The organism is Mesorhizobium dulcispinae (genome assembly GCF_033977345.1).
Classification (GTDB): Bacteria; Pseudomonadota; Alphaproteobacteria; order Rhizobiales; family Rhizobiaceae; genus Mesorhizobium; species Mesorhizobium dulcispinae.
Map to the genome: position 1 here is coordinate 368,352 of NZ_JAVIIY010000003.1, position 18,169 is coordinate 386,520.

General features: G+C 64.3%; 20 protein-coding genes, 1 tRNA gene and 1 riboswitch. Of the genes, 13 read left to right on the forward strand and 8 right to left on the reverse strand.

The window, feature by feature from the left end; translation table 11 throughout:
• Positions 1-101 precede the first annotated feature (101 nt).
• On the forward strand, positions 102-968 hold the full coding sequence (locus tag RFN30_RS09685) for a YncE family protein (protein ID WP_320261856.1): 867 nt from the start codon (positions 102-104) through the stop codon (positions 966-968).
• 43 nt (positions 969-1,011) lie between these two features.
• Here the strand turns inward: RFN30_RS09685 and RFN30_RS09690 are convergent.
• Positions 1,012-1,096: transfer RNA gene (locus RFN30_RS09690), tRNA-Leu, on the reverse strand.
• Between the two features lie 329 nt (positions 1,097-1,425).
• Between RFN30_RS09690 and RFN30_RS09695 the strand changes: the two genes are divergently transcribed.
• Positions 1,426-2,013, forward strand: a complete 588-nt coding sequence (locus tag RFN30_RS09695; RefSeq protein WP_320261857.1) for a YqaA family protein — start codon at positions 1,426-1,428, stop codon at positions 2,011-2,013.
• 24 nt (positions 2,014-2,037) lie between these two features.
• Positions 2,038-2,556, forward strand: coding sequence for a disulfide bond formation protein B (locus RFN30_RS09700; protein ID WP_320261858.1), 519 nt, complete (start codon positions 2,038-2,040; stop codon positions 2,554-2,556).
• Positions 2,557-2,777: 221 nt separating this feature from the next.
• On the opposite strand, the gene RFN30_RS09705 is transcribed toward RFN30_RS09700, so the two are convergent.
• Positions 2,778-3,335 carry an HNH endonuclease gene (locus RFN30_RS09705; RefSeq protein WP_040970486.1) on the reverse strand — a complete coding sequence of 186 codons (558 nt, stop codon included), beginning with the start codon at positions 3,333-3,335 and terminating at the stop codon, positions 2,778-2,780.
• Between the two features lie 111 nt (positions 3,336-3,446).
• Positions 3,447-4,106 (reverse strand): DNA-3-methyladenine glycosylase family protein, encoded by a 660-nt coding sequence (locus RFN30_RS09710; RefSeq protein ID WP_320261859.1) that lies wholly within the window; start codon positions 4,104-4,106, stop codon positions 3,447-3,449.
• A gap of 239 nt (positions 4,107-4,345) precedes the next feature.
• Between RFN30_RS09710 and gluQRS the strand changes: the two genes are divergently transcribed.
• Positions 4,346-5,221: a tRNA glutamyl-Q(34) synthetase GluQRS gene (gene gluQRS, locus RFN30_RS09715; protein WP_320261860.1), complete on the forward strand. Its 876-nt coding sequence runs from the start codon at positions 4,346-4,348 to the stop codon at positions 5,219-5,221.
• A 217-nt stretch (positions 5,222-5,438) separates the two neighbouring features.
• On the opposite strand, the gene RFN30_RS09720 is transcribed toward gluQRS, so the two are convergent.
• Positions 5,439-5,726, reverse strand: a complete 288-nt coding sequence (locus RFN30_RS09720; RefSeq protein ID WP_126087443.1) for a hypothetical protein — start codon at positions 5,724-5,726, stop codon at positions 5,439-5,441.
• Between the two features lie 160 nt (positions 5,727-5,886).
• Between RFN30_RS09720 and RFN30_RS09725 the strand changes: the two genes are divergently transcribed.
• Entirely contained in the window at positions 5,887-6,789 is a 903-nt protein-coding gene (locus tag RFN30_RS09725) for a DMT family transporter (protein WP_320261861.1), read from the forward strand.
• Here RFN30_RS09725 and RFN30_RS09730 read toward each other — a convergent pair.
• Positions 6,759-7,610: a YihY/virulence factor BrkB family protein gene (locus RFN30_RS09730; RefSeq protein ID WP_320261862.1), complete on the reverse strand. Its 852-nt coding sequence runs from the start codon at positions 7,608-7,610 to the stop codon at positions 6,759-6,761. The two genes, RFN30_RS09725 and RFN30_RS09730, sit on opposite strands and share 31 nt — an antisense overlap.
• Before the next feature lie 58 nt (positions 7,611-7,668).
• On the opposite strand from RFN30_RS09730, the gene RFN30_RS09735 reads away from it, so the two are divergent.
• The 7 genes from RFN30_RS09735 (at position 7,669) to RFN30_RS09765 (ending at position 13,280) form a co-directional block, all read left to right on the forward strand.
• The gene (locus tag RFN30_RS09735; RefSeq protein WP_320261863.1) at positions 7,669-8,535 is read left to right on the forward strand and encodes an SDR family oxidoreductase; all 867 of its coding nucleotides are present in this window, start codon (positions 7,669-7,671) and stop codon (positions 8,533-8,535) included.
• 24 nt (positions 8,536-8,559) lie between these two features.
• A complete protein-coding gene (locus tag RFN30_RS09740) occupies positions 8,560-8,751 on the forward strand; it encodes a twin transmembrane helix small protein (RefSeq protein ID WP_126087439.1) in 192 nt (63 codons plus the stop codon).
• A gap of 17 nt (positions 8,752-8,768) precedes the next feature.
• Positions 8,769-9,350, forward strand: a complete 582-nt coding sequence (locus RFN30_RS09745; protein WP_320261864.1) for a cob(I)yrinic acid a,c-diamide adenosyltransferase — start codon at positions 8,769-8,771, stop codon at positions 9,348-9,350.
• Positions 9,351-9,372: 22 nt separating this feature from the next.
• On the forward strand, positions 9,373-10,182 hold the full coding sequence (locus RFN30_RS09750) for a rhomboid family intramembrane serine protease (protein ID WP_320261865.1): 810 nt from the start codon (positions 9,373-9,375) through the stop codon (positions 10,180-10,182).
• Between the two features lie 249 nt (positions 10,183-10,431).
• Positions 10,432-11,181, forward strand: a complete 750-nt coding sequence (locus RFN30_RS09755; protein ID WP_320261866.1) for an electron transfer flavoprotein subunit beta/FixA family protein — start codon at positions 10,432-10,434, stop codon at positions 11,179-11,181.
• A gap of 23 nt (positions 11,182-11,204) precedes the next feature.
• Positions 11,205-12,134, forward strand: coding sequence for an electron transfer flavoprotein subunit alpha/FixB family protein (locus tag RFN30_RS09760; RefSeq protein WP_320261867.1), 930 nt, complete (start codon positions 11,205-11,207; stop codon positions 12,132-12,134).
• 267 nt (positions 12,135-12,401) lie between these two features.
• Positions 12,402-13,280, forward strand: a complete 879-nt coding sequence (locus tag RFN30_RS09765) for a 3-hydroxybutyryl-CoA dehydrogenase (protein WP_320261868.1) — start codon at positions 12,402-12,404, stop codon at positions 13,278-13,280.
• A gap of 72 nt (positions 13,281-13,352) precedes the next feature.
• On the opposite strand, the gene RFN30_RS09770 is transcribed toward RFN30_RS09765, so the two are convergent.
• From RFN30_RS09770 to RFN30_RS09780, 3 genes are all read right to left on the reverse strand, one after another.
• On the reverse strand, positions 13,353-15,311 hold the full coding sequence (locus tag RFN30_RS09770; protein WP_320261869.1) for a PAS domain S-box protein: 1,959 nt from the start codon (positions 15,309-15,311) through the stop codon (positions 13,353-13,355).
• A 130-nt stretch (positions 15,312-15,441) separates the two neighbouring features.
• Entirely contained in the window at positions 15,442-16,080 is a 639-nt protein-coding gene (locus tag RFN30_RS09775) for an NrsF family protein (protein ID WP_320261870.1), read from the reverse strand.
• Position 16,081: 1 nt separating this feature from the next.
• Positions 16,082-16,618, reverse strand: a complete 537-nt coding sequence (locus RFN30_RS09780; protein WP_320261871.1) for a sigma-70 family RNA polymerase sigma factor — start codon at positions 16,616-16,618, stop codon at positions 16,082-16,084.
• 268 nt (positions 16,619-16,886) lie between these two features.
• Positions 16,887-17,002: riboswitch (guanidine-I (ykkC/yxkD leader) on the forward strand.
• 100 nt (positions 17,003-17,102) lie between these two features.
• On the opposite strand from RFN30_RS09780, the gene RFN30_RS09785 reads away from it, so the two are divergent.
• A complete protein-coding gene (locus RFN30_RS09785; protein WP_320261872.1) occupies positions 17,103-18,167 on the forward strand; it encodes a putative urea ABC transporter substrate-binding protein in 1,065 nt (354 codons plus the stop codon).
• Positions 18,168-18,169: the final 2 nt, after the last annotated feature.

Here is an 18,169-nt window from a genome sequence, read left to right on the forward strand (position 1 = left end):
GACATATTGTTGCCAATGGTGGATTTTGAATCCACTGCGTCTACCAATTCCGCCACGCCCGCACTTTTTGCCGCCGATTCTAGCCCAGGCTCTAAGCTCCTATGCTGCACCTGGCGCCTCTCCGGCGACCGGCCAACAACGGCACCGGCAGGAATGGCAGCCTGACGCCGATCGACCCGACGACCGGAAAACCCGGCAAGCAGGTGCCGGTCGACGACCCCTACAACATGTATTTCATGCCGGATGGCAGCGCCGCCATCATCGTCGACGAGGCCCTGAGGCAGCTCGACCTGCGCGACCCGCAGACCATGGCCCTGAAATCGATCATCCCGACGCCGACCTGCCCGGGCATCAACCATGCCGATTTCGCGGCCGACAATTCCTATGCGATCTTCACCTGCGAATATGGCGACGGCGGGCTCGCCAAGATCGATCTGAAGAACCAGAAGGTGCTCGGCCATCTCGATCTCTCGAAGATGGGCATGCCGCAGGACATCAGGCTCTCGCCCGACGGCAAGGTCTTCTACGTCGCCGACATGATGAATGACGGCGTCTTCCTCATCGACGGCAACAGCTTCAAGGAGATCGGCTTCATTCCGACCGGAATTGGCGCGCACGGCTTCGTCGTCAGCCGCGACGGCAAGCGGCTCTATGTCTCGAACCGCGGCTCGCACAAGATGGAACAGGGCCGCGCCGGCGGGCCGGGCAGCGTGACCGTGATCGACTTCGCCACCCGCTCGGTCGTCGCGCAATGGCCGATCCCGGACGGCGGCAGCCCCGACATGGGCAATGTCAGCGCTGACGGCAAGCAGCTATGGCTCTCCGGCCGCTTCGACAGCGAGGTCTACATGATCGACACGACGTCAGGCACCGTGACCAAGATCCGCGTCGGAGTGGAACCGCATGGGCTGACGGTGTGGCCGCAGCCGGGACGGTATTCGCAGGGGCATACGGGGAATATGCGGTAGGGCGCGAGCATGGCCTGCCACCCGAAGCTCGCAGAGCGAAGGGTGGTGCCCCTAGCCGGGATCGAACCAGCACTCCTTGCGGAACTCGATTTTGAGTCGAGCGCGTCTACCAATTCCGCCATAGGGGCTCAGGCCGGGCGGCCTGGATGGGCGCGGACTATACGGTTGGACGGGCTTTCGTCAACTGGCCTGTTGCGGATTCGCCAGCGCCAGCCGCGCCTTGACCGCGCCTTACGGTTTCGTAAGGACGCCGCCATTGTGCGGCGCGGAAAATCTCTCTAGACAGGCGGCGAGCCTGCGCCGAAACCCTTTGCTGCGGCGCTTTGGGTCCTTGTCTTCCTGCCTGTCGTTGCCCAAAACCGCCAAGCGCCTCAGGGTGGCATTGATTAGAGCAATTCCAGGAAAAGTGCGCTGCGGTTTTCCGTCAGGAATTGCGTCAACCACATTAGGAGAGCCGATGCTTCGCGGACTTTACGACTGGACCCTGTCGCTTGCGGCGCGCAAATCCGCCGAATGGTGGCTGGCATTCATCGCCTTCGTCGAGAGCTCGGTGTTCTTCATACCGGCCGACGTGCTGTTCCTGCCCATGGCGTTGGCGCGGCCTAAACGCGCCTATCGCTACGCGCTAACCGCCACTGTTGCGTCCGTGCTGGGCGGCATTGCCGGCTGGTTGATCGGCTACTACGCCTACGACACGATAGCACGGCCGATCCTGGAGCACTTCGGTGGCCTTGCCACGTTCGAGAGGTGGCAGTCGTCAGGCGCTGGGCTAATGCTGGTGCTGCTCGTCACATCCGGCGCCGCGCACCTGCCGCCAATCAAGGTGGTCACTATTCTGGCCGGGGCGCTTCACGTCAATCTTGTCGTCTTCGTCGTCTCGGCCATCGTGGCGCGCGGCGCGCGTTTCCTGCTGCTTGCCTGGCTGTTGCGCCGCTACGGCGAGTCGATCAGGGAGTTCATCGAAAAACGCTTGGGGTTGATCGTCAGCGCCGGCGCCGCTGCCCTTATTTTGCTCTATATCGCGGTCAGATACGCCCACGGATAAGCCCAAGCGAACGGATCAGGACCGATGACAGCGACCATGAATGCCGACACCGGACGCCAGCGGACGCGCGCGGCGCTGTTCCTTGCTGTCGCCATGGCCGCGACGGTCGGCTCGGCGCTGGCTTTCCAGTACATCGGCGGCTACATCCCCTGCCATCTCTGCTTGGAGCAGCGCACGCCCTATTACATCGGCGCGCCGCTGATGCTGGTGGCGATGATCGCCTCGATGCTGCGCGCGCCGGCCTGGGTGACGCGCGGGCTGCTCGCGATCGGCGGCATGTTGATGCTCTACGGCCTCTATCTCGGCGTCTACCACTCCGGCGTCGAATGGGCATGGTGGCCAGGCCCCGCCGACTGCACGGCCGGAGCCGGCCCGGTCGATACCGGCGGCAAGGGCGTGCTCGACGCGCTCGACAAATTCGTGCCGCCCTCCTGCGACAAGGCGGCCTTGCGCATCCTCGGCCTGTCGCTCGCCGGCTGGAACGCCATCGCCAGCTTCATCCTCGCCGTGGTCGCCTTCCGCAGCGCGCTGTCGCGGGATTGAGCCAGCATCAAAGCGCCGACGCGAGATCGTTCAAAGAATTCGGCAGGATGAGTCGTATGAAGTGAGCGTCGAGAACCGGAGCGGAGCGTACTTAAAGTACGTGAACGCCGGCCGTAGCCTTAGCCGCCACGCCACTCTCATGAATGCATGCTTCGGCCGGCGAAGGCCGGAAGCGGAGACACTTGCTTCAGGCGACCAGCCTCCCGAATTATCGAACGATCTCAAGGCTCCAGTTCGACATCCCAGTATAGATAATCCATCCAGCTTTCATGCAGATGGTTGGGCGGGAACAGGCGGCCGTTGTTGTGCAGGTCGTGCACCGTCGGCTGGTAGGGCTTCTGCAGCGGCCACATCTTGGCCTGCGCCGGCATCATGCCGCCCTTCCTGAGATTGCAGGGCGAGCAGGCGGCCACGACATTCTCCCAGGTCGTCGCCCCGCCACGATGGCGCGGGATGACATGGTCGAAGGTGAGGTCGTCGGTCGTGCCGCAATACTGGCACTGGAAGCGGTCGCGCAGGAACACGTTGAAGCGGGTGAAGGCCGGATGCCTGGAGGGCTTCACGTAGGCCTTCAGGCTCACCACGCTCGGCAGCTTCATCGAGAAGGTCGGCGAGGAGACGGCGTGCTCGTATTCGGCAACGATATTGACCCGGTCGAGGAAGACAGCCTTGATGGCGTCCTGCCACGACCAGAGCGACAGGGGGTAGTAGCTGAGCGGGCGATAGTCCGCATTCAGCACCAGCGCGGGAAGCCCATCCGGAGATACGGCAACCGTCACGTTGTTGGCCTCCTTGGTTCTAGAACCGAACGGCGCGGATACTGTAAGCCCGACATGACAAGGATGTGAAGCGGATTGTCGTTCCGCGAAACAGTCAAAAATGCATGATTTTCATGCTTTTTTGGCCATTTCGACAGGGGGCGCCGCGTCCCTGCCCTTCAATTCCCGATAATACGCCCAGAAAAGCCGCGATGCGACACCTCGCCACGGGCTCCATGATTCGGCCAGCCGAATCAGTGTTTTCTCCGGCGGGCGGGGGTCGATGCCCAGCGCATGACCGACTGCCGTCTGCAGCGCGACATCGCGCGCGGGGAAGACATCGGGATGGCCGGCGGCGAAAAGCAGATAGCACTCCGCCGTCCAGGGGCCGATGCCGGGCACCGCCGTCATTGCCGCGATCGCCTCGCCGGCGTCGAGCGAGCAGAGGTGATAAAGATCGAGCCCGGCGGCCACGGCCTTTGCCACCGCGATCAGCCCGCGCTGCTTCGGCCGCGACAAGCCGGCCTCGCGAAAAATGTCCTCGCCGGCGCCAAGTATCCCTTCCGGCGTCAGCGGATCGACCAGTCGGGTCAGCCGGCCGAAGATGGCGTCGGCGCTGGCGCGGGAGACCTGCTGCGAGACGATGATCGAGGCAAGGCTGCCGAACCCTGGTTCGGAGAGCCTCAGCGGCACCTCGCCGGCCATGCCGCGCACCGTCTCCAGCCGCGGATCAATCAGGCAGAGCGCGTCCAGCCCTGCAGCAATGTCGTCGAGCGAGGCGATGCGTTGCACGTTTGCTTGTTCCCTAGGCGCCCGCGAAGTGGCAATTGGTGGCTAAGAGGCTGTTTCGAAATTCGCTCTGGCAAGCCACATGGTGGTGGTTTCGAGAACCGGAGCGCAGCGGGACATTCAGGTCCGTGAGCACCGGAAGCGCAGAAAACGCCGGCAGGTGGCCGCCAGAGTAGAATTTCCAAACAGTCTCTAACTATCAACCGGCAAAAGCGCCCTTCAACCCGAATGCCGCCTCAGACATGACGCTCCTGACATTTCGCTTCGCGCCGAGTCCCAATGGCGAATTGCATCTCGGCCATGCCTATTCGGCCCTGCTCAACCAGCAGATGGCGACGCGGGCGGGCGGGCGGCTGTTGCTGCGCATCGAGGACATCGACATCACGCGCTGCACGCCGGAATTCGAGGCCGGCATTTTTCGCGACCTGGAATGGCTGGGGCTCGATTGGGAAGAGCCGGTGCGACGCCAGTCCGAGCATTTTTCCGAATACAAGGCTGTGCTCGACCGGCTGATCGCCGAGGAACTCGTCTATCCCGCTTTCATGAGCCGGGGCGAGATCCGCGCCTTCATTGCCGAGACCGAAAAACGCGGCCGCGGCTGGCCGCGCGACCCCGACGGCGTGCCGCTCTACCCGCCGGTCGACAAGGCCTTGCCGATGAAGGAGCGCAAGCGGCGCATCGCCGAGAATGCGCCTTTCGCCTGGCGGCTCGACGTCGACGCGGCCATGGCGCGGGTGTCGGATGCCCTGTCATGGTCCGAGTTCACCGACGAGGCCATGGTCGCGACGCGCGCCGTCGAAGCAAGGCCACAGGACTGGGGCGACGTCATCGTGGCGCGCCGCGATATCCCGACCAGCTACCATCTCGCCGTGGTCCTCGACGATGCACTGCAGGGCGTGAGCCATGTCGTGCGCGGTCAGGATCTTTACGCGGCCACCGGCATGCAGCGCCTGCTGCAGGAACTGCTGGGCCTCCCGCCGCCGCGTTACTTCCACCATCGCCTGATCCTCGGACCGGACGGCCGGAAGCTGTCCAAAAGCCTCAAGGACACCGGCCTTGCAGCGCTGAGGCAGGCAGGCATGTCGCCGCAAGAGGTCAGGCGACTGATTGGACTTTAGGCGATCCCAGTGTGTTGAGATTCAGGTCAGGCCGAGCCGAAAGCGGTGGTTTTTGAGAACCGGAGCGGAGCGTACTTTAAGTACGTGAGCACCGGCCTACGCCGGCCGTAGCCTTAACTGCCACGCCACTCATGTCATGATGCTTCGGCCGGCGAAGGCCGGAAGCGCAGGAAGCCGCCGTTCGCAGGCCGGCATCACCTGAATATCAACACACTGGCTAAAGCCGAGCCAGGCCGGCCTTGATCAGCGCCATCACGCTGATGAAAACGAAGGCGCCGCTCAAGCCCCATGCCACCGCGAGCCTGAGGTCCCTGAAGGTGATGCCGTGCTCGTTGGCGACCATCACCGCGACGAAGAACCCCAGCGTGAAGAGCAGCGTGTTGCCGGTCGAGCCGAAACCGTCGTCCTTCATGATGGCATCGAGCGCGGTGCCGAAAAAGAAACCGAAGACGGCGACGGTCGCGACCGCGAACAGGAGCCAAGTCGTACCAAGATGCAAAAGCATGCCTGCCCATGGCGTGCCTTAACGCCATGCCCCTCTGGCACCGTTTGTTGAATTCGAATGAGCTTATGGATCAACCGTTTCGTTTTGCTTGCTGAATTGAACGGCATTAGAGCAATTGCCGTCATCAACTTTTCACCCGCAGCCAGAGCCCTCCCCGAAAATGCACAGCATCGCGCGGTTCATCCCCGCCTCTTTCGTCGTCCTGTGGGCGACCGGCTTCATCGGCGCGCGCTACGCCATGCCGTGGGCGGAGCCTTTCACCTTCCTCGCCATCCGCTTCGTGCTGGCGGCGATCCTGTTTGCGGGCCTGACCGTTCTGCTCGGTTCGCGCGGGGCCACCCACGAGGAGGCGCTTCACGCTACGGTGGCCGGCGTTCTCATGCACGGCGTCTATCTGGGCGGCGTGTTCTGGGCGATCCACCGGGGCATGCCGGCCGGGCTTTCGGCGCTGATCGTCGGCCTGCAGCCGCTGATCACGGCGGTGCTCGCCGGCAAATTCCTCGGGGAGGCGATCCTGCCGCGCCATTGGGCGGGGCTCGCCGTCGGGCTTCTGGGCGTCGTCATCGTGCTCTGGCCGAAGCTCGGCATGATCGGCGGCGGCGTCACCGCGGCAACGCTGACGGCCTCGCTGGTCTCGGTGCTCGGCATGGCCGCCGGAACAATCTGGCAAAAGCGCTTCGCCTCCGGTGGCGACCTCGTCTCGGCGACGATGTGGCAGTATGTCGGCGGCTCCGTCGTGACGATCCTCGGGTCGCTCGCCTTCGAGACGCGCACGCTCACCGTCAACGGCGAGCTCGTCTTCGCCATGGCCTGGCTGGTTCTGGTGCTGTCGGTCGGCGCCATCTTCCTGTTGATGGTGATGATCAGGGATGGCGAGATGTCGAAGGTCGCTTCCCTGTTCTACCTGGTGCCCGCCGTCACCGCCGTCATCGCCTGGGCCTTGTTCGGCGAAGAGCTCAATGCGCTGCAGATCGTGGGCATGGCGATCGCCACGCTGGGCGTCGGCCTGGCCACTGCCCGCCAGAACAGGGCTCAACCAACGCGCGCTCGCGCCTCGAGATAGCGGCTGATCGCGGCGTTGAGCTCGCCGCCAAGGATGAAAATGGCCGAGATGATGTAGAGGAACACCACCGCGATCATGATCGAGGCCAGCCCCGCATAGGTCGTCACATAGGACGAGAAATGGTCGAGATAGGTGGCAAAGATGGTCGAGCCGGCCAGCCAAGCGACCAGGGTGAAGACAATGCCGGGAATGATCGAGACGAAGCGGCGCTTGCCGGCCGGCAGCCAGATATGCACGGCAAAGAGACCGATGATGATGACCGTCGAGGCGATCACGTAACGCCATATGGTGATCGTGCCCATATAGGGCTTGATCCATTCCAAATGCGCCTCGGCCAGCCGCGCGAGCAGCGGCGCGAACACCAAAAGCACGCTGACGGCGAGAAAGCACGCCGTCGCGATCAGCACGAAAATGATGCTCTGCACCCGGCGGTGGATGATGCCGCGCGTCTCGGTCACGCGATAGGCACGGTTGAGCGAGGTGCGCAGCGCCTCGATGCCGTTCGAAGCGAAGTAGGCGGCCAAAAGCACGCCGTAGGTCAGAAGGTCGGTACGCCGCACGGTGAGCACGTTCTGCACCTCGCGCGCGATCGGCTTGGCGATCTGCTCCGGCCAGGTGTCGAAGACCAGATGCACGGCCGTGTCGGCGAAGGCGCGCGCGCCGAGGAAGCTGGCCAGTGTCGTGGCGAAGATCAGGAACGGAAACAGCGCCATCAGCGAGGTGATCGCCAGATGGCTGGCCATTGCCCAACCGTCGTCGGTCGTGAAATGGCCGACCGCATCGTAGAGCACGCGCTTGACCGCGACGATATTCCTGAGCAAGGACCCGCGCTCCGCTCGATTGTGTCGACGCCGCGAATATGGGAAGTGATTGCGGCAAATGGCAACCCCAGGTCAGACAACGTTGCCCACCGCTGAACAGTTGCGCAGCATCATCGTCACCGGCGCCTCCTCCGGCATAGGCGCGTATTGCGCGCGGGCCTTGAAGGCGGAAGGCTGGCGCGTGTTCGCCACGGCGCGCAAGCCGACCGATATCGCCGCGCTCGAGGCGGACGGCATCGAGGCCTTCTATCTCGACTATCGTGAAGCCGACTCCATCGCCGCCCTGGTCGATGCCGTGCTGGAGCGCACGGGCGGCACGCTGGCGGCGCTGTTCAACAATGGCGCCTACGCGCAGCCCGGCGCCGTCGAGGACCTGCCCGTCGAGGCGCTGCGCGAGCAGTTCGAGGCGAACTTCTTCGGCTGGCACGACCTGACGCGCCACGTCGTGCCGGTCATGCGCCGCCAGGGCCACGGCCGCCTCGTCCATTGCTCCTCGATTCTGGGGCTCGCCCCGGTCCGCTTTCGCGGCGCCTATTCGGCCTCGAAACATGCCGTCGAAGGCTTGATGCTGTGCATGCGCCAGGAGCTTGACGGCAGCGGTGTCCACCTCTCGCTGATCGAGCCGGGGCCGGTGACCTCGAAGATCGCCAGCAACGGCCTGGCCTGGTTCCTGAAAAATATCGACGTCGAGAACTCCGTCCACCGCGCCGACTACCAGGCGCAGCTTGCGCGGCTGCGGGCCGGCGGCAGCGTGTCGCGGCTGAAGCCCGGACCGGATGTGGTCCATGCCGCCTTGCGCCACGCGCTTCTGTCACAGCGCCCGCGCCCGCACTATGTGGTAACGGTGCCGGCCAAGATCGGCGTGGTGCTCAAGCGCATCCTGCCGGCATCAGCGCTCTACCGCGTGCTCGCCAGGCGCGCCTGACCGAAACCGAACTGGAGCCCGCCCATGGCAACCGTCTTCAACATCCTCGCCATCCTCGTCATGGCCGCCGTCGTGGTCGTGCTGATCCGCGGCCTCATCAACATGATGCGCGGCGGCTCCGGCTTCACCTCGAACAAGCTGATGCAGGCCCGCGTCCTGCTGCAGTTCATAGCTTTGGTGCTGATCATGCTGACCGTCTACTTCACCCGCAAGTAGCCGGCCGGGAGGGCGACGTGGTCAAGCTCAACAAGATCTACACCCGCACCGGCGACGACGGCACCACCGGTCTCGGCAGCGGCGAGCGGCGGCTGAAATCCGATCTGCGCGTCGAAGCCTATGGCACGGTGGACGAGGCCAATGCCTGCATCGGCATGGCTCGTCTCCACACCGCCAAGGATCATCCGGCGATCGACGCCATGCTTTCCCGCATCCAGAACGACCTTTTCGACCTCGGCGCCGATCTGGCGGTGCCCGACGAGGGCAAGCCGCTCGACTACGAGCCGCTGCGCATCGTCGCCGCGCAAACCGGGCGCGTCGAAAAGGACATCGACCTGCTCAACAAGGACCTGCAGCCGCTGAAGTCCTTCGTGCTGAACGGCGGCACGCCGGCCGCGGCCACCCTGCATCTGGCGCGCACGGTGGCGCGGCGCGCCGAGCGCGTCATGGTGGCGCTGGCGCAGCACCCGGCCGAGCATGTCAACCGCGAGGCGCTGAAATACATCAACCGCGTCTCGGATTTCCTGTTCGTCGCCGCGCGGGCGGTCAATGACAACGGAAATGCCGACGTGCTATGGGTTCCCGGCAAGAACCGCTGAACAATCAAGGCGGGAGGGTCCGATGTTCATCCCGCTTTATGACACCAACAGGCTGCGCCACATCCGCCTGCAATATGTGACGATCGGCCTGATCGTGGCGAATGTGCTGGTCTATCTCGCGACCACGATTGGCGGCGAGAACTTCACCAACGCCGCCGTGCTCGGCCTCGGCTTCATCCCTTCGGTGGTCCACGACAAGGTCGAGCTGTCGCCCGAATTCGTCGTCATCCCCGAGAGCCTCAGCTATGTCACCTATTCCTTCCTGCATGCCGACATCTTCCATCTTGGCGGCAACATGCTGTTCCTCTGGGTGTTCGGCGACAATGTCGAGGACGCGCTCGGCCATATCCGCTACCTGATCTTCTACCTTGCCTGCGCGGCGGCGGGCGCTTTCGTTCAAGGGTTGGTCGGCTGGGATTCGCAGGTGCCGCTGATCGGCGCCTCCGGCGCCATTGCCGGCGTGGTTGCCGCCTATCTGATCCTCTATCCGCGGGTTAAGGTGTGGGTACTCGCCTTTGCGCGCATTCCCCTGCGCATCCCCGCCTTCATCCCGCTCATCCTCTGGATCTTGTTCCAGATCGTGATGTTTGCCGCCGGCGGCGAGGACCAGATTTCCTGGGCCTGCCATATCGGCGGCATCATCGCCGGCGCCGTTCTGGTTCTGGTGCTGCGCAGCCGCGGTGTGCCGCTGCTTGCCGGCGCCGACGGCGAGCCGGACCCGACGCCGAATATCCAGCAGGTGCCCGTTCCGACGGAGTCCGGGACAACACCCGAAACCCCGGCGCAGTCGGCGCCGCAATGGGGCCGCGGCGCTGCGTCGCCTCGGGACTGAACCGATTTGAGTGCGTCGTGCATATTGACGCGCCGGATTGCCGCCACTACGGAAACGCCACCCCGGGCATGATCCCGAAAAGTGGGAACCGGTTTTCGGAAAAGATCATGCACAAACGAAAGGTCGGGGTGGAACAGGTTCTTGGCGGTCGAAGACCAGAATTTCGCCCGGAATGTCGGCTTTCGACAACTCTGACAAGGCGCGCACTGCTATAGCGCGCCCGACTATCTCAGGAGAGGTGACAGGAAAATGAAGATCCTTGTGCCCGTGAAGCGGGTTGTGGATGCGAACGTCAAGGTCCGGGTCAAGGCCGACGGGCTGGGCGTGGAGCTTGCCAACGTCAAGATGGCGATGAACCCGTTCGACGAGATCGCGGTCGAGGAAGCGATCCGCATCAAGGAAGCCGGCAAGGCCGAGGAGATCATCGTGGTGTCGATCGGCCCGCAGCAGGCGCAGGAGACGCTTCGCACCGCGCTCGCCATGGGTGCCGACCGTGCCATCCTGGTCAAGACCGAAGAGCAGACCGAGCCGCTCGGCGTCGCCAAGGTGCTGAAGGGCGTGGTCGAGGCCGAGAAGCCCGGCCTCGTCATCCTCGGCAAGCAGGCGATCGACGACGACAGCAACCAGACCGGCCAGATGCTGGCGGCGCTGCTTGGCTGGGCGCAAGGCACCTTCGCCTCCAAGATCGAGCTCGGCGGCGACAAGGCCAAGGTGACGCGCGAGGTCGACGGCGGCCTGCAGACGGTGGAACTGAAGATGCCGGCAATCGTCACCGCCGACCTTCGCCTCAACCAGCCGCGCTACGCCTCGCTGCCCAACATCATGAAGGCCAAGAAGAAGCCGCTCGACGAAAAGAGCCCGGCCGACTACGGCGCCGACGTCAAGCCGCGCCTCAAGGTCATCAAGACCGAGGAGCCCGGCGGCCGCAAGGCGGGCGTCAAGGTCAAGAGCGTTGCCGAGCTGGTCGAGAAGCTGAAGAACGAAGCCGGCGTTCTGTAAGGCATCGGGAAAGGACAAGAAAAATGGCAATTCTCCTCATCGCCGAACACGACAACGCAACCCTTTCCGACCAGACCGCCAAGGCGCTGGCCGCGGCCCTGCAGATCGGCTCCGACGTCGACGTGCTGGTCGCCGGTAAGGGCGCCAAGGCCGCTGCCGACGCCGCCGCCAAGCTGAAAGGCGTTCGTAAAGTGCTGCTCGCCGAGGCCGACGAGCTCGCCGAGCGTCTCGCCGAGCCGACCGCGGCTCTCGTGGTGTCGCTTGCGGGCGGCTACGACACGATCATCGCGCCGGCCACCTCCGCCGGCAAGAACATCGCGCCGCGCGTCGCGGCCCTGCTCGACGTCGCGCAGGTATCCGAGATCATCGAGGTGATCTCGCCCGACACCTTCAAGCGGCCGATCTATGCAGGCAATGCGATCCAGACCGTGCAGTCGACCGACGCCAAGAAGGTGATCACGGTCCGTACCGCCTCCTTCTCGGCCGCGCCCGAAGGCGGCTCGGCTTCTGTCGAGACGGTGAACGCCGCCGCCAACCCCGGCCTCTCCTCCTTCGTCGAGAACAAGCTCTCCGAGAACGACCGGCCGGAGCTGACCTCGGCCAAGATCATCATCTCGGGCGGCCGCGCGCTGGGCTCCTCGGAAAAGTTCCAGGAAGTCATCCTGCCCGTCGCCGACAAGCTCGGCGCCGCCGTCGGCGCGTCCCGCGCGGCGGTCGACGCCGGCTACGCCCCGAACGACTGGCAGGTCGGCCAGACCGGCAAGGTGGTCGCCCCCGATCTCTACATTGCCGTCGGCATCTCCGGCGCCATCCAGCACCTCGCCGGCATGAAGGATTCGAAGGTCATCGTCGCCATCAACAAGGACGAGGAGGCGCCGATCTTCCAGGTTGCCGACTACGGCCTCGTCGGCGATCTCTTCGTCATCCTGCCGGAACTGCAAAAGGCGCTTTGACGCCTTCTGCTCTGGCATATTAAAATCCGAAGGGTGGGGTAGACGAAGTCGCCCCGCCCTTTTAGTTTGCGCTGCACAAAAAGCAGGCCGGGAAAGGCCTGAGCAATTCCAGGAAAAGTGCGTAGCGGTTTTCCGGCTGGAATTGCGGCAAACAAAAAGGCAATTCGAGCGCGCAGCGGCTTTGCGTCCGGAATTGCGCGAAGCAAAAGAGAAGGGAGCGCTTCCGTACCTCACAGAGGCGGGAATGCTCCAGACGGGATCGGGGTAATGAGCAAGATCGAGACGATCGGCATTGTCGGCGCGGGTCAAATGGGTGGCGGTATCGCCCACGTCTCGGCGCTGGCCGGCTACAAGGTCCTGATCCACGACATCTCCTCCGACCGGATCGAGAAGGGCATCGCCACCGTCAGCGGCAACATGGCCCGCCAGGTCGGTTCGGGGAAGCTCGAGGAAAAGGCGCGCAACGAGGCGATGGCGCGCATCTCGTCGGCCACTGCGATGGCCGATCTTGCCGCTGCCGACCTCGTCATCGAGGCGGCGACCGAGGACGAGACGGTCAAGCGCAAGATCTACGCCCAGCTCTGCCCGCAGCTCAATCCGGAAGCGATTCTCGCAACCAACACCTCCTCGATTTCGATCACCCGGCTCGCCGCGCAGACCGACCGGCCGGAGCGCTTCATCGGCATACATTTCATGAACCCGGTTCCGGTGATGAAGCTGGTCGAGCTGGTGCGCGGCATCGCCACCGAGGACCAGACCTTCGAGGCCGCCAAGACGTTCGTGAACCGGCTCGACAAGACGATTACCGTTTCGGAGGATTTCCCGGCCTTCATCGTTAACCGCATCCTGCTGCCGATGATCAACGAGGCGATCTACACGCTCTATGAGGGCGTCGGCACGGTCGACGCCATCGACACCGCGATGCGGCTCGGCGCCAACCATCCGATGGGGCCGCTGCAGCTTGCCGACTTCATCGGTCTCGACACCTGCCTGTCGATCATGCAGGTGCTGCATGAAGGCCTGTCGGACTCGAAGTATCGCCCTTGCCCGCTGCTGGTGAAATATGTCGAGGCCGGCTGGCTTGGCCGCAAGACCGGGCGCGGCTTCTATGACTATCGCGGCGACCATCCGGTGCCGACGCGCTAGAAGCAATTCCAGGAAAAGTGCGTAGCGGTTTTCCGTCCAGAATTGCGTCTGAACGGCCTTCTCAACTGACGCTCAGGACGCCGCGGCAAGCAGCGTCACGGTCTTGTCCCTAATGTCTTCGTCCGGAGCCGCCGAAACGCAGCCGCGTCCGGCCGCCTTGGCGGCGTAACAGGCGGCGTCAGCGCGGGCGATGATCTCGTCCGCCTCGCCGCAGTCGGCGCGGATCGGCGCGAGCCCTATGCTGGCGCCGATCGAATGCGAGCGGCCATCCCAGCTGAAGCTCAGGTTACGGATGGCATCGATGATAGAGCGCGCCGTGATCGCCGCTCGCGCCGGCGCGCTCGATTGCAGGATGACGGCAAACTCATCGCCGCCGAGGCGGGCGACGATGTCTTCCGGCCCAAGCACGTTGCGGACCGCGTCGGCGACGCGCTTCAGCAATGCATCGCCGGCGGCATGGCCGCCGGTGTCGTTAACCGCCTTGAAGTGATCGAGGTCGACGAACATGAACTGATGCTCGCCGCCGTCGAGACGGCACTGATCGACCAGTTCCTCCATCGTGCGGATGAAGCTCGAGCGATTGGCGAGCCCCGTCAGCGCGTCATGGGCGGCCGCGTAAGCCAGCTGGCGCTGCAGGGCGCGCGCGTCGGTGAAGTCCTGGAAGACGATGACCAGCCCGCAGAACTCGTTGCGGTCGTTCATGATCGGCGACGCCATTTGGCGGATGCTGCAGCGCGTGTCGTCGCGCCGGATGAGAACGGCGCGGGCGTTCTGGTCGCAATGGTGGCGGTCGCCCGCCGAAGGTCGCGTCAGGCCGATCCTTTGCCCGGTTTCCTCGTCGACCGGCCAATAGACATGACCAAGCACCTTGCCCAACGCCTCGCCGGCGGCAACGCCGGTCAGCTTTTCGGCGACCGGATTCATGAAGGTGATGCGGTTGGCGGCGTCGGTGCAGATGACCGCATCGCCGATCGACTGCAGCGTCACCCTGAGCCGCTCCTTCTCGTCGGCCAGCATGGCCGCTGAAACCTTGAGCCGTTCTTCGGCTTGCTTGCGCTGGGTGATATCGGTCAGGCTGCCGATGGCCCGGACAAGCCGGCCTTCGCCGTCTCGTTCGATCGCCTTGCCGCGGTCGAGGATCCAGATCCAATGGCCCGCCTTGTGGCGCATCCGGAACTCGGCCTCGAAGAAAGGCGTCTCGCCGGCGAGATGCGCCCGCTCCGCCTCGGTGACGCGCTCGCGGTCGTCTGGGTGGATCATCGTCAGCCAGCGGTCGGGATCGCCGTCCAGCTCGCCATCGTCATAGCCCAGCATCCTGACCCAGGTCTCGGAGTAGGTCGTGCCGCCCTTGCGCATGTCGAGGTTCCAGACACCTTGTCCGGCGCTGGTCAGCGCGAAGTTCCAGCGCGTTTCGGCTTCGGCGATGCGCGCTTCGGCCTGTTTGCGCGCATCGATGTCCTCGATCTGCGACACGAGATAGAGCGGGCGGCCTGTCTCCTCTTCGCGAATGACCGAGCCGGCGAGCTGCGCCCAGACCGGGGTGCCGTCCTTGCGCAGGTACCGCTTCTCGAAATGGAAGGAATGGATCTTGCCTTCCTTCAGGCGCATCATCGTCTCGCGGCCGATCTGCAGGTCGTCGGGATGCGTGATCTGGAAGAAAGTCAGCGCCTCGATTTCCGAGCGGGTGTAGCCGAGCATGTCGGCGAAGGCGGGATTGGCCTGAACGATGCGCCCGTCGAGGCCGACAATGGCGACGCCGATCGCCGAATCTTCCATGGCCCGGCGGAAGCGCTGCTCGCTCTCGGCGATCTGCCGGCGGTCATCGATGATCCTGCGGATGAACAGTGCCGAGAAAAACAGCGTCACGGCCGTCGTGGCGACGGATACCTGCAGGCAGAGCTTCAGCGCCTCCGAGCCGAGCTCCAGCGCCGGCAACAGGACCGATGCAGTCAGGGTAAGGAGCCCTGCTGCCATCAAGGCGAGAACGGCGCGCTTGCCGGCCCGCGGACCTTTCCAACTCAACCACGCCACAATGCGATCCCACCCAATACGTCGCCACAACCCTGGTGGACCGATTTTAAGGAATGGTTGCATGGGCGGCAGCGCCCGTGCCGCTAACCGGCAAACAATTGCCGGCATGATTAAGGATTGGTGTGCAATCCTACCAGCGGACGAAAAACCGGCCGCCAAGCGCGCCGAGCGCGGTGAGGAAGGCGATCGCGATCGTGTACCAGGTGGCGACGAACAGCGGCGAATCGTCGAAGCAATGCGCGGCATAGAAGGTCGCCGCCAAGCCGCCCGCCAGCAGGCCCGCGACCGCGCCGGCCTGCACCGGCCGCGTCGGCGCGCCATAGCGCAGCATGCCGAGGAAGATCGCCAGCGGGCCGATGCCGATCAGCGGGATGAAGGTCATGCAGATCATCATGTTGGAACCAACCAGCCGCTTGCCCCACTCCGCCTCCGGCACGACGAAAAGCTCCAGGATCACGGCGATCACGACGAGCGCGGGCGCGGCGAACATCCATAGTTTGGCGCGCCTGCTCGCCGCACCGGGCGTCGACAGCACCCGGATCAGTGCGAAGGCGCTGGTGGTGAGCGCCAGGGTAAAGACGAACTTCGATAGGAAGCGCACCGTGTGCATGGCCGGCATGATGTCGGGGCGCGGACCGATGGTCATGAAAAAGGCCATCGCCGCGACCACCACCGCCACGCCGACGGCCAGCCACCAGGCCGGGCCAAGCGGCATTGCCTTGTTGCGGGAATCGGCGTCGAGCGCCTTGATGAGGTCCTCGGTTCTCATGTCATTGTCGTCCGAACCTTTTGGCGATCGCGGCAAGGCCGCGATGCAGCGACACGCGCACTGCAGTCTCGCTGATGCCGAGCTTGGCCGCCGTCTCGCCGATCGAATGGCCGTCGACCGAGATCGAGGAAACCACGGAGCGCTGCGACGGCGGCAGGCCGTCGAGCGCCCGATTGATGTCGCGCTCGCTGACCGTGTCGGCTTCCGGCTCGGCGAAGGTCTCTGCGATCTCGTCGATCTCGACCTCGATGCGCCGGCCCCGCCGGCGGAAAGCATCGATCAGCTTGAAGCGGGCGATCGCATAAACCCACGGCAGGACCGGCGCGTCCTCGCGCCAGGTATGCCGCTTCACGTGAATGGCCAGCAAGGTTTCCTGCACGACATCCTCGGGGTCGACCCCGCCCTGAACGATCTTGCGCCGGACGAAGCCGCGGACGAGGGCGGCTATCCGGTGAAGAAAGTCGGCATAAGCCCTTTCGTCTCCCGCGATCGCGGCCCTGAGCAGCCGGGAGAGCTCGGCTTCGTCCTTGCCGGTCACAAGAGTGTACCCCCGATGTTCGCGTCTCGGCCCAGGTTTGTTACGTGGGCGGCGAAATAATGTCCAAGCCAAAGTGCCGGAAAATCACGAAAGTTTGCGGCGCGACCCATGCAACATCCGAGACGGTCGCACGACACGATACTGCTTATTTCGGCGGCGCTGCGATGATTTTTGCGCCATAGGCATGCCGCGGTCGCCTTCAGAACCCGGGAAAACAGCCCCAGGCCGGCGCTTTTCAGATTGGCATGGCCCTTGCTTCGTAACCAGCGTGCAGAGCGTCTAGGGTTCCGGCCGTGTCGATCACGGTGCTGGTCCGAGAGACGCAACCGCCAGGGATGCATTGAGGCATCCGGCGGAACACGGCGGGCCAAAATCCCGGGAGAACCCTGCACGGGTTTGCTGGCGCGAACCTCTCCCGGATGCGCGCTCCGTGAACCCCCAACAAAAGTCCGGACGCAATCCGGACCTCAAAAAGGGGTACGCAATGCTTCGCAAGCTGGCTGCAATCATCCTGGCCGCGTCACTCAGCCTTCCCTTGATCCCCGCCGCGCAAGCGGCACCCAAGAAAGACTTCAAGATCTGCTGGTCGATCTATGTCGGCTGGATGCCATGGGGCTATCTCGCCGACAGCGGCATCATGAAGAAATGGGCCGACAAATACGGCATCAACGTCGAGATCACCCGCATCAACGACTACGTCGAGAGCATCAACCAGTACACTGCCGGCGGCTTCGACGGTTGCTCGATGACCAATATGGACGCGCTGTCGATCCCCGCCGGAGGCGGCGTCGACACCACCGCGCTGATCGTTGGCGACTTCTCCAACGGCAACGATGCCGTCATCCTCAAGGACAAGACCGCGCTCAAGGACATTGCCGGCCAGAAGGTCAACCTCGTCGAGCTCTCGGTCTCGCACTACTTGTTGGCGCGCGCGTTGGATACGGTCGGGCTCGCCGAGAAGGACATCACCGTCGTCAACACCTCCGATGCCGACATGGTCGCCGCCTATGGCACCGGCGACGTCACCTCGGTCGTCACCTGGAATCCGCTGGTCTCGGAAATCGTTGCCATGCCGGGCGCCCACAAGGTGTTCGATTCGACGCAGATCCCCGGCGAGATCATCGACCTGATGGTCGTCAACACCGCGACGCTGAAGGACAATCCGGCGCTCGGCAAGGCGCTCGTCGGCGCATGGTACGAAGCGATGGCCCTGATGACCTCCGGCACGCCCGAAGGCAAAGCGGCCAAGGAAGAGATGGCCAAGGCGTCCGGCACCGATCTTGCCGGCTTCGATGCCCAGCTCGCATCGACGGCGATGTTCTTCGAGCCGGCCAAGGCGGTCGAGTTCACCAAGGGCGCCGAACTGCCCAAGACGATGGATCTCGTCCGCAACTTCCTGTTCAGCCACGGCATTCTGGGCACCAATGCGCCCACTGTCGACGTGATCGGCATGAGCTTCCCCGACGGCTCGACGCTGGGCGATGCCGGCAACGTCAAGCTGCGGTTCGACCCGGCCTTCATGGCGGAGGCGACGGCCGGAACGCTCTAGGA

What these genes read in the sequence shown, in the direction of transcription:
- RFN30_RS09685 (WP_320261856.1), top strand. Translation starts at nt 102, where the DNA reads ATGCTGCACCTGGCGCCTCTCCGGCGACCGGCCAACAACGGCACCGGC.
- RFN30_RS09695 (WP_320261857.1), top strand. Translation starts at nt 1,426, where the DNA reads ATGCTTCGCGGACTTTACGACTGGACCCTGTCGCTTGCGGCGCGCAAA.
- RFN30_RS09700 (WP_320261858.1), top strand. Translation starts at nt 2,038, where the DNA reads ATGACAGCGACCATGAATGCCGACACCGGACGCCAGCGGACGCGCGCG.
- gluQRS (WP_320261860.1), top strand. Translation starts at nt 4,346, where the DNA reads ATGACGCTCCTGACATTTCGCTTCGCGCCGAGTCCCAATGGCGAATTG.
- RFN30_RS09720 (WP_126087443.1), bottom strand. Translation starts at nt 5,726, where the DNA reads ATGCTTTTGCATCTTGGTACGACTTGGCTCCTGTTCGCGGTCGCGACC.
- RFN30_RS09725 (WP_320261861.1), top strand. Translation starts at nt 5,887, where the DNA reads ATGCACAGCATCGCGCGGTTCATCCCCGCCTCTTTCGTCGTCCTGTGG.
- RFN30_RS09735 (WP_320261863.1), top strand. Translation starts at nt 7,669, where the DNA reads ATGGCAACCCCAGGTCAGACAACGTTGCCCACCGCTGAACAGTTGCGC.
- RFN30_RS09740 (WP_126087439.1), top strand. Translation starts at nt 8,560, where the DNA reads ATGGCAACCGTCTTCAACATCCTCGCCATCCTCGTCATGGCCGCCGTC.
- RFN30_RS09750 (WP_320261865.1), top strand. Translation starts at nt 9,373, where the DNA reads ATGTTCATCCCGCTTTATGACACCAACAGGCTGCGCCACATCCGCCTG.
- RFN30_RS09755 (WP_320261866.1), top strand. Translation starts at nt 10,432, where the DNA reads ATGAAGATCCTTGTGCCCGTGAAGCGGGTTGTGGATGCGAACGTCAAG.
- RFN30_RS09760 (WP_320261867.1), top strand. Translation starts at nt 11,205, where the DNA reads ATGGCAATTCTCCTCATCGCCGAACACGACAACGCAACCCTTTCCGAC.
- RFN30_RS09765 (WP_320261868.1), top strand. Translation starts at nt 12,402, where the DNA reads ATGAGCAAGATCGAGACGATCGGCATTGTCGGCGCGGGTCAAATGGGT.
- RFN30_RS09775 (WP_320261870.1), bottom strand. Translation starts at nt 16,080, where the DNA reads ATGAGAACCGAGGACCTCATCAAGGCGCTCGACGCCGATTCCCGCAAC.
- RFN30_RS09785 (WP_320261872.1), top strand. Translation starts at nt 17,103, where the DNA reads ATGCTTCGCAAGCTGGCTGCAATCATCCTGGCCGCGTCACTCAGCCTT.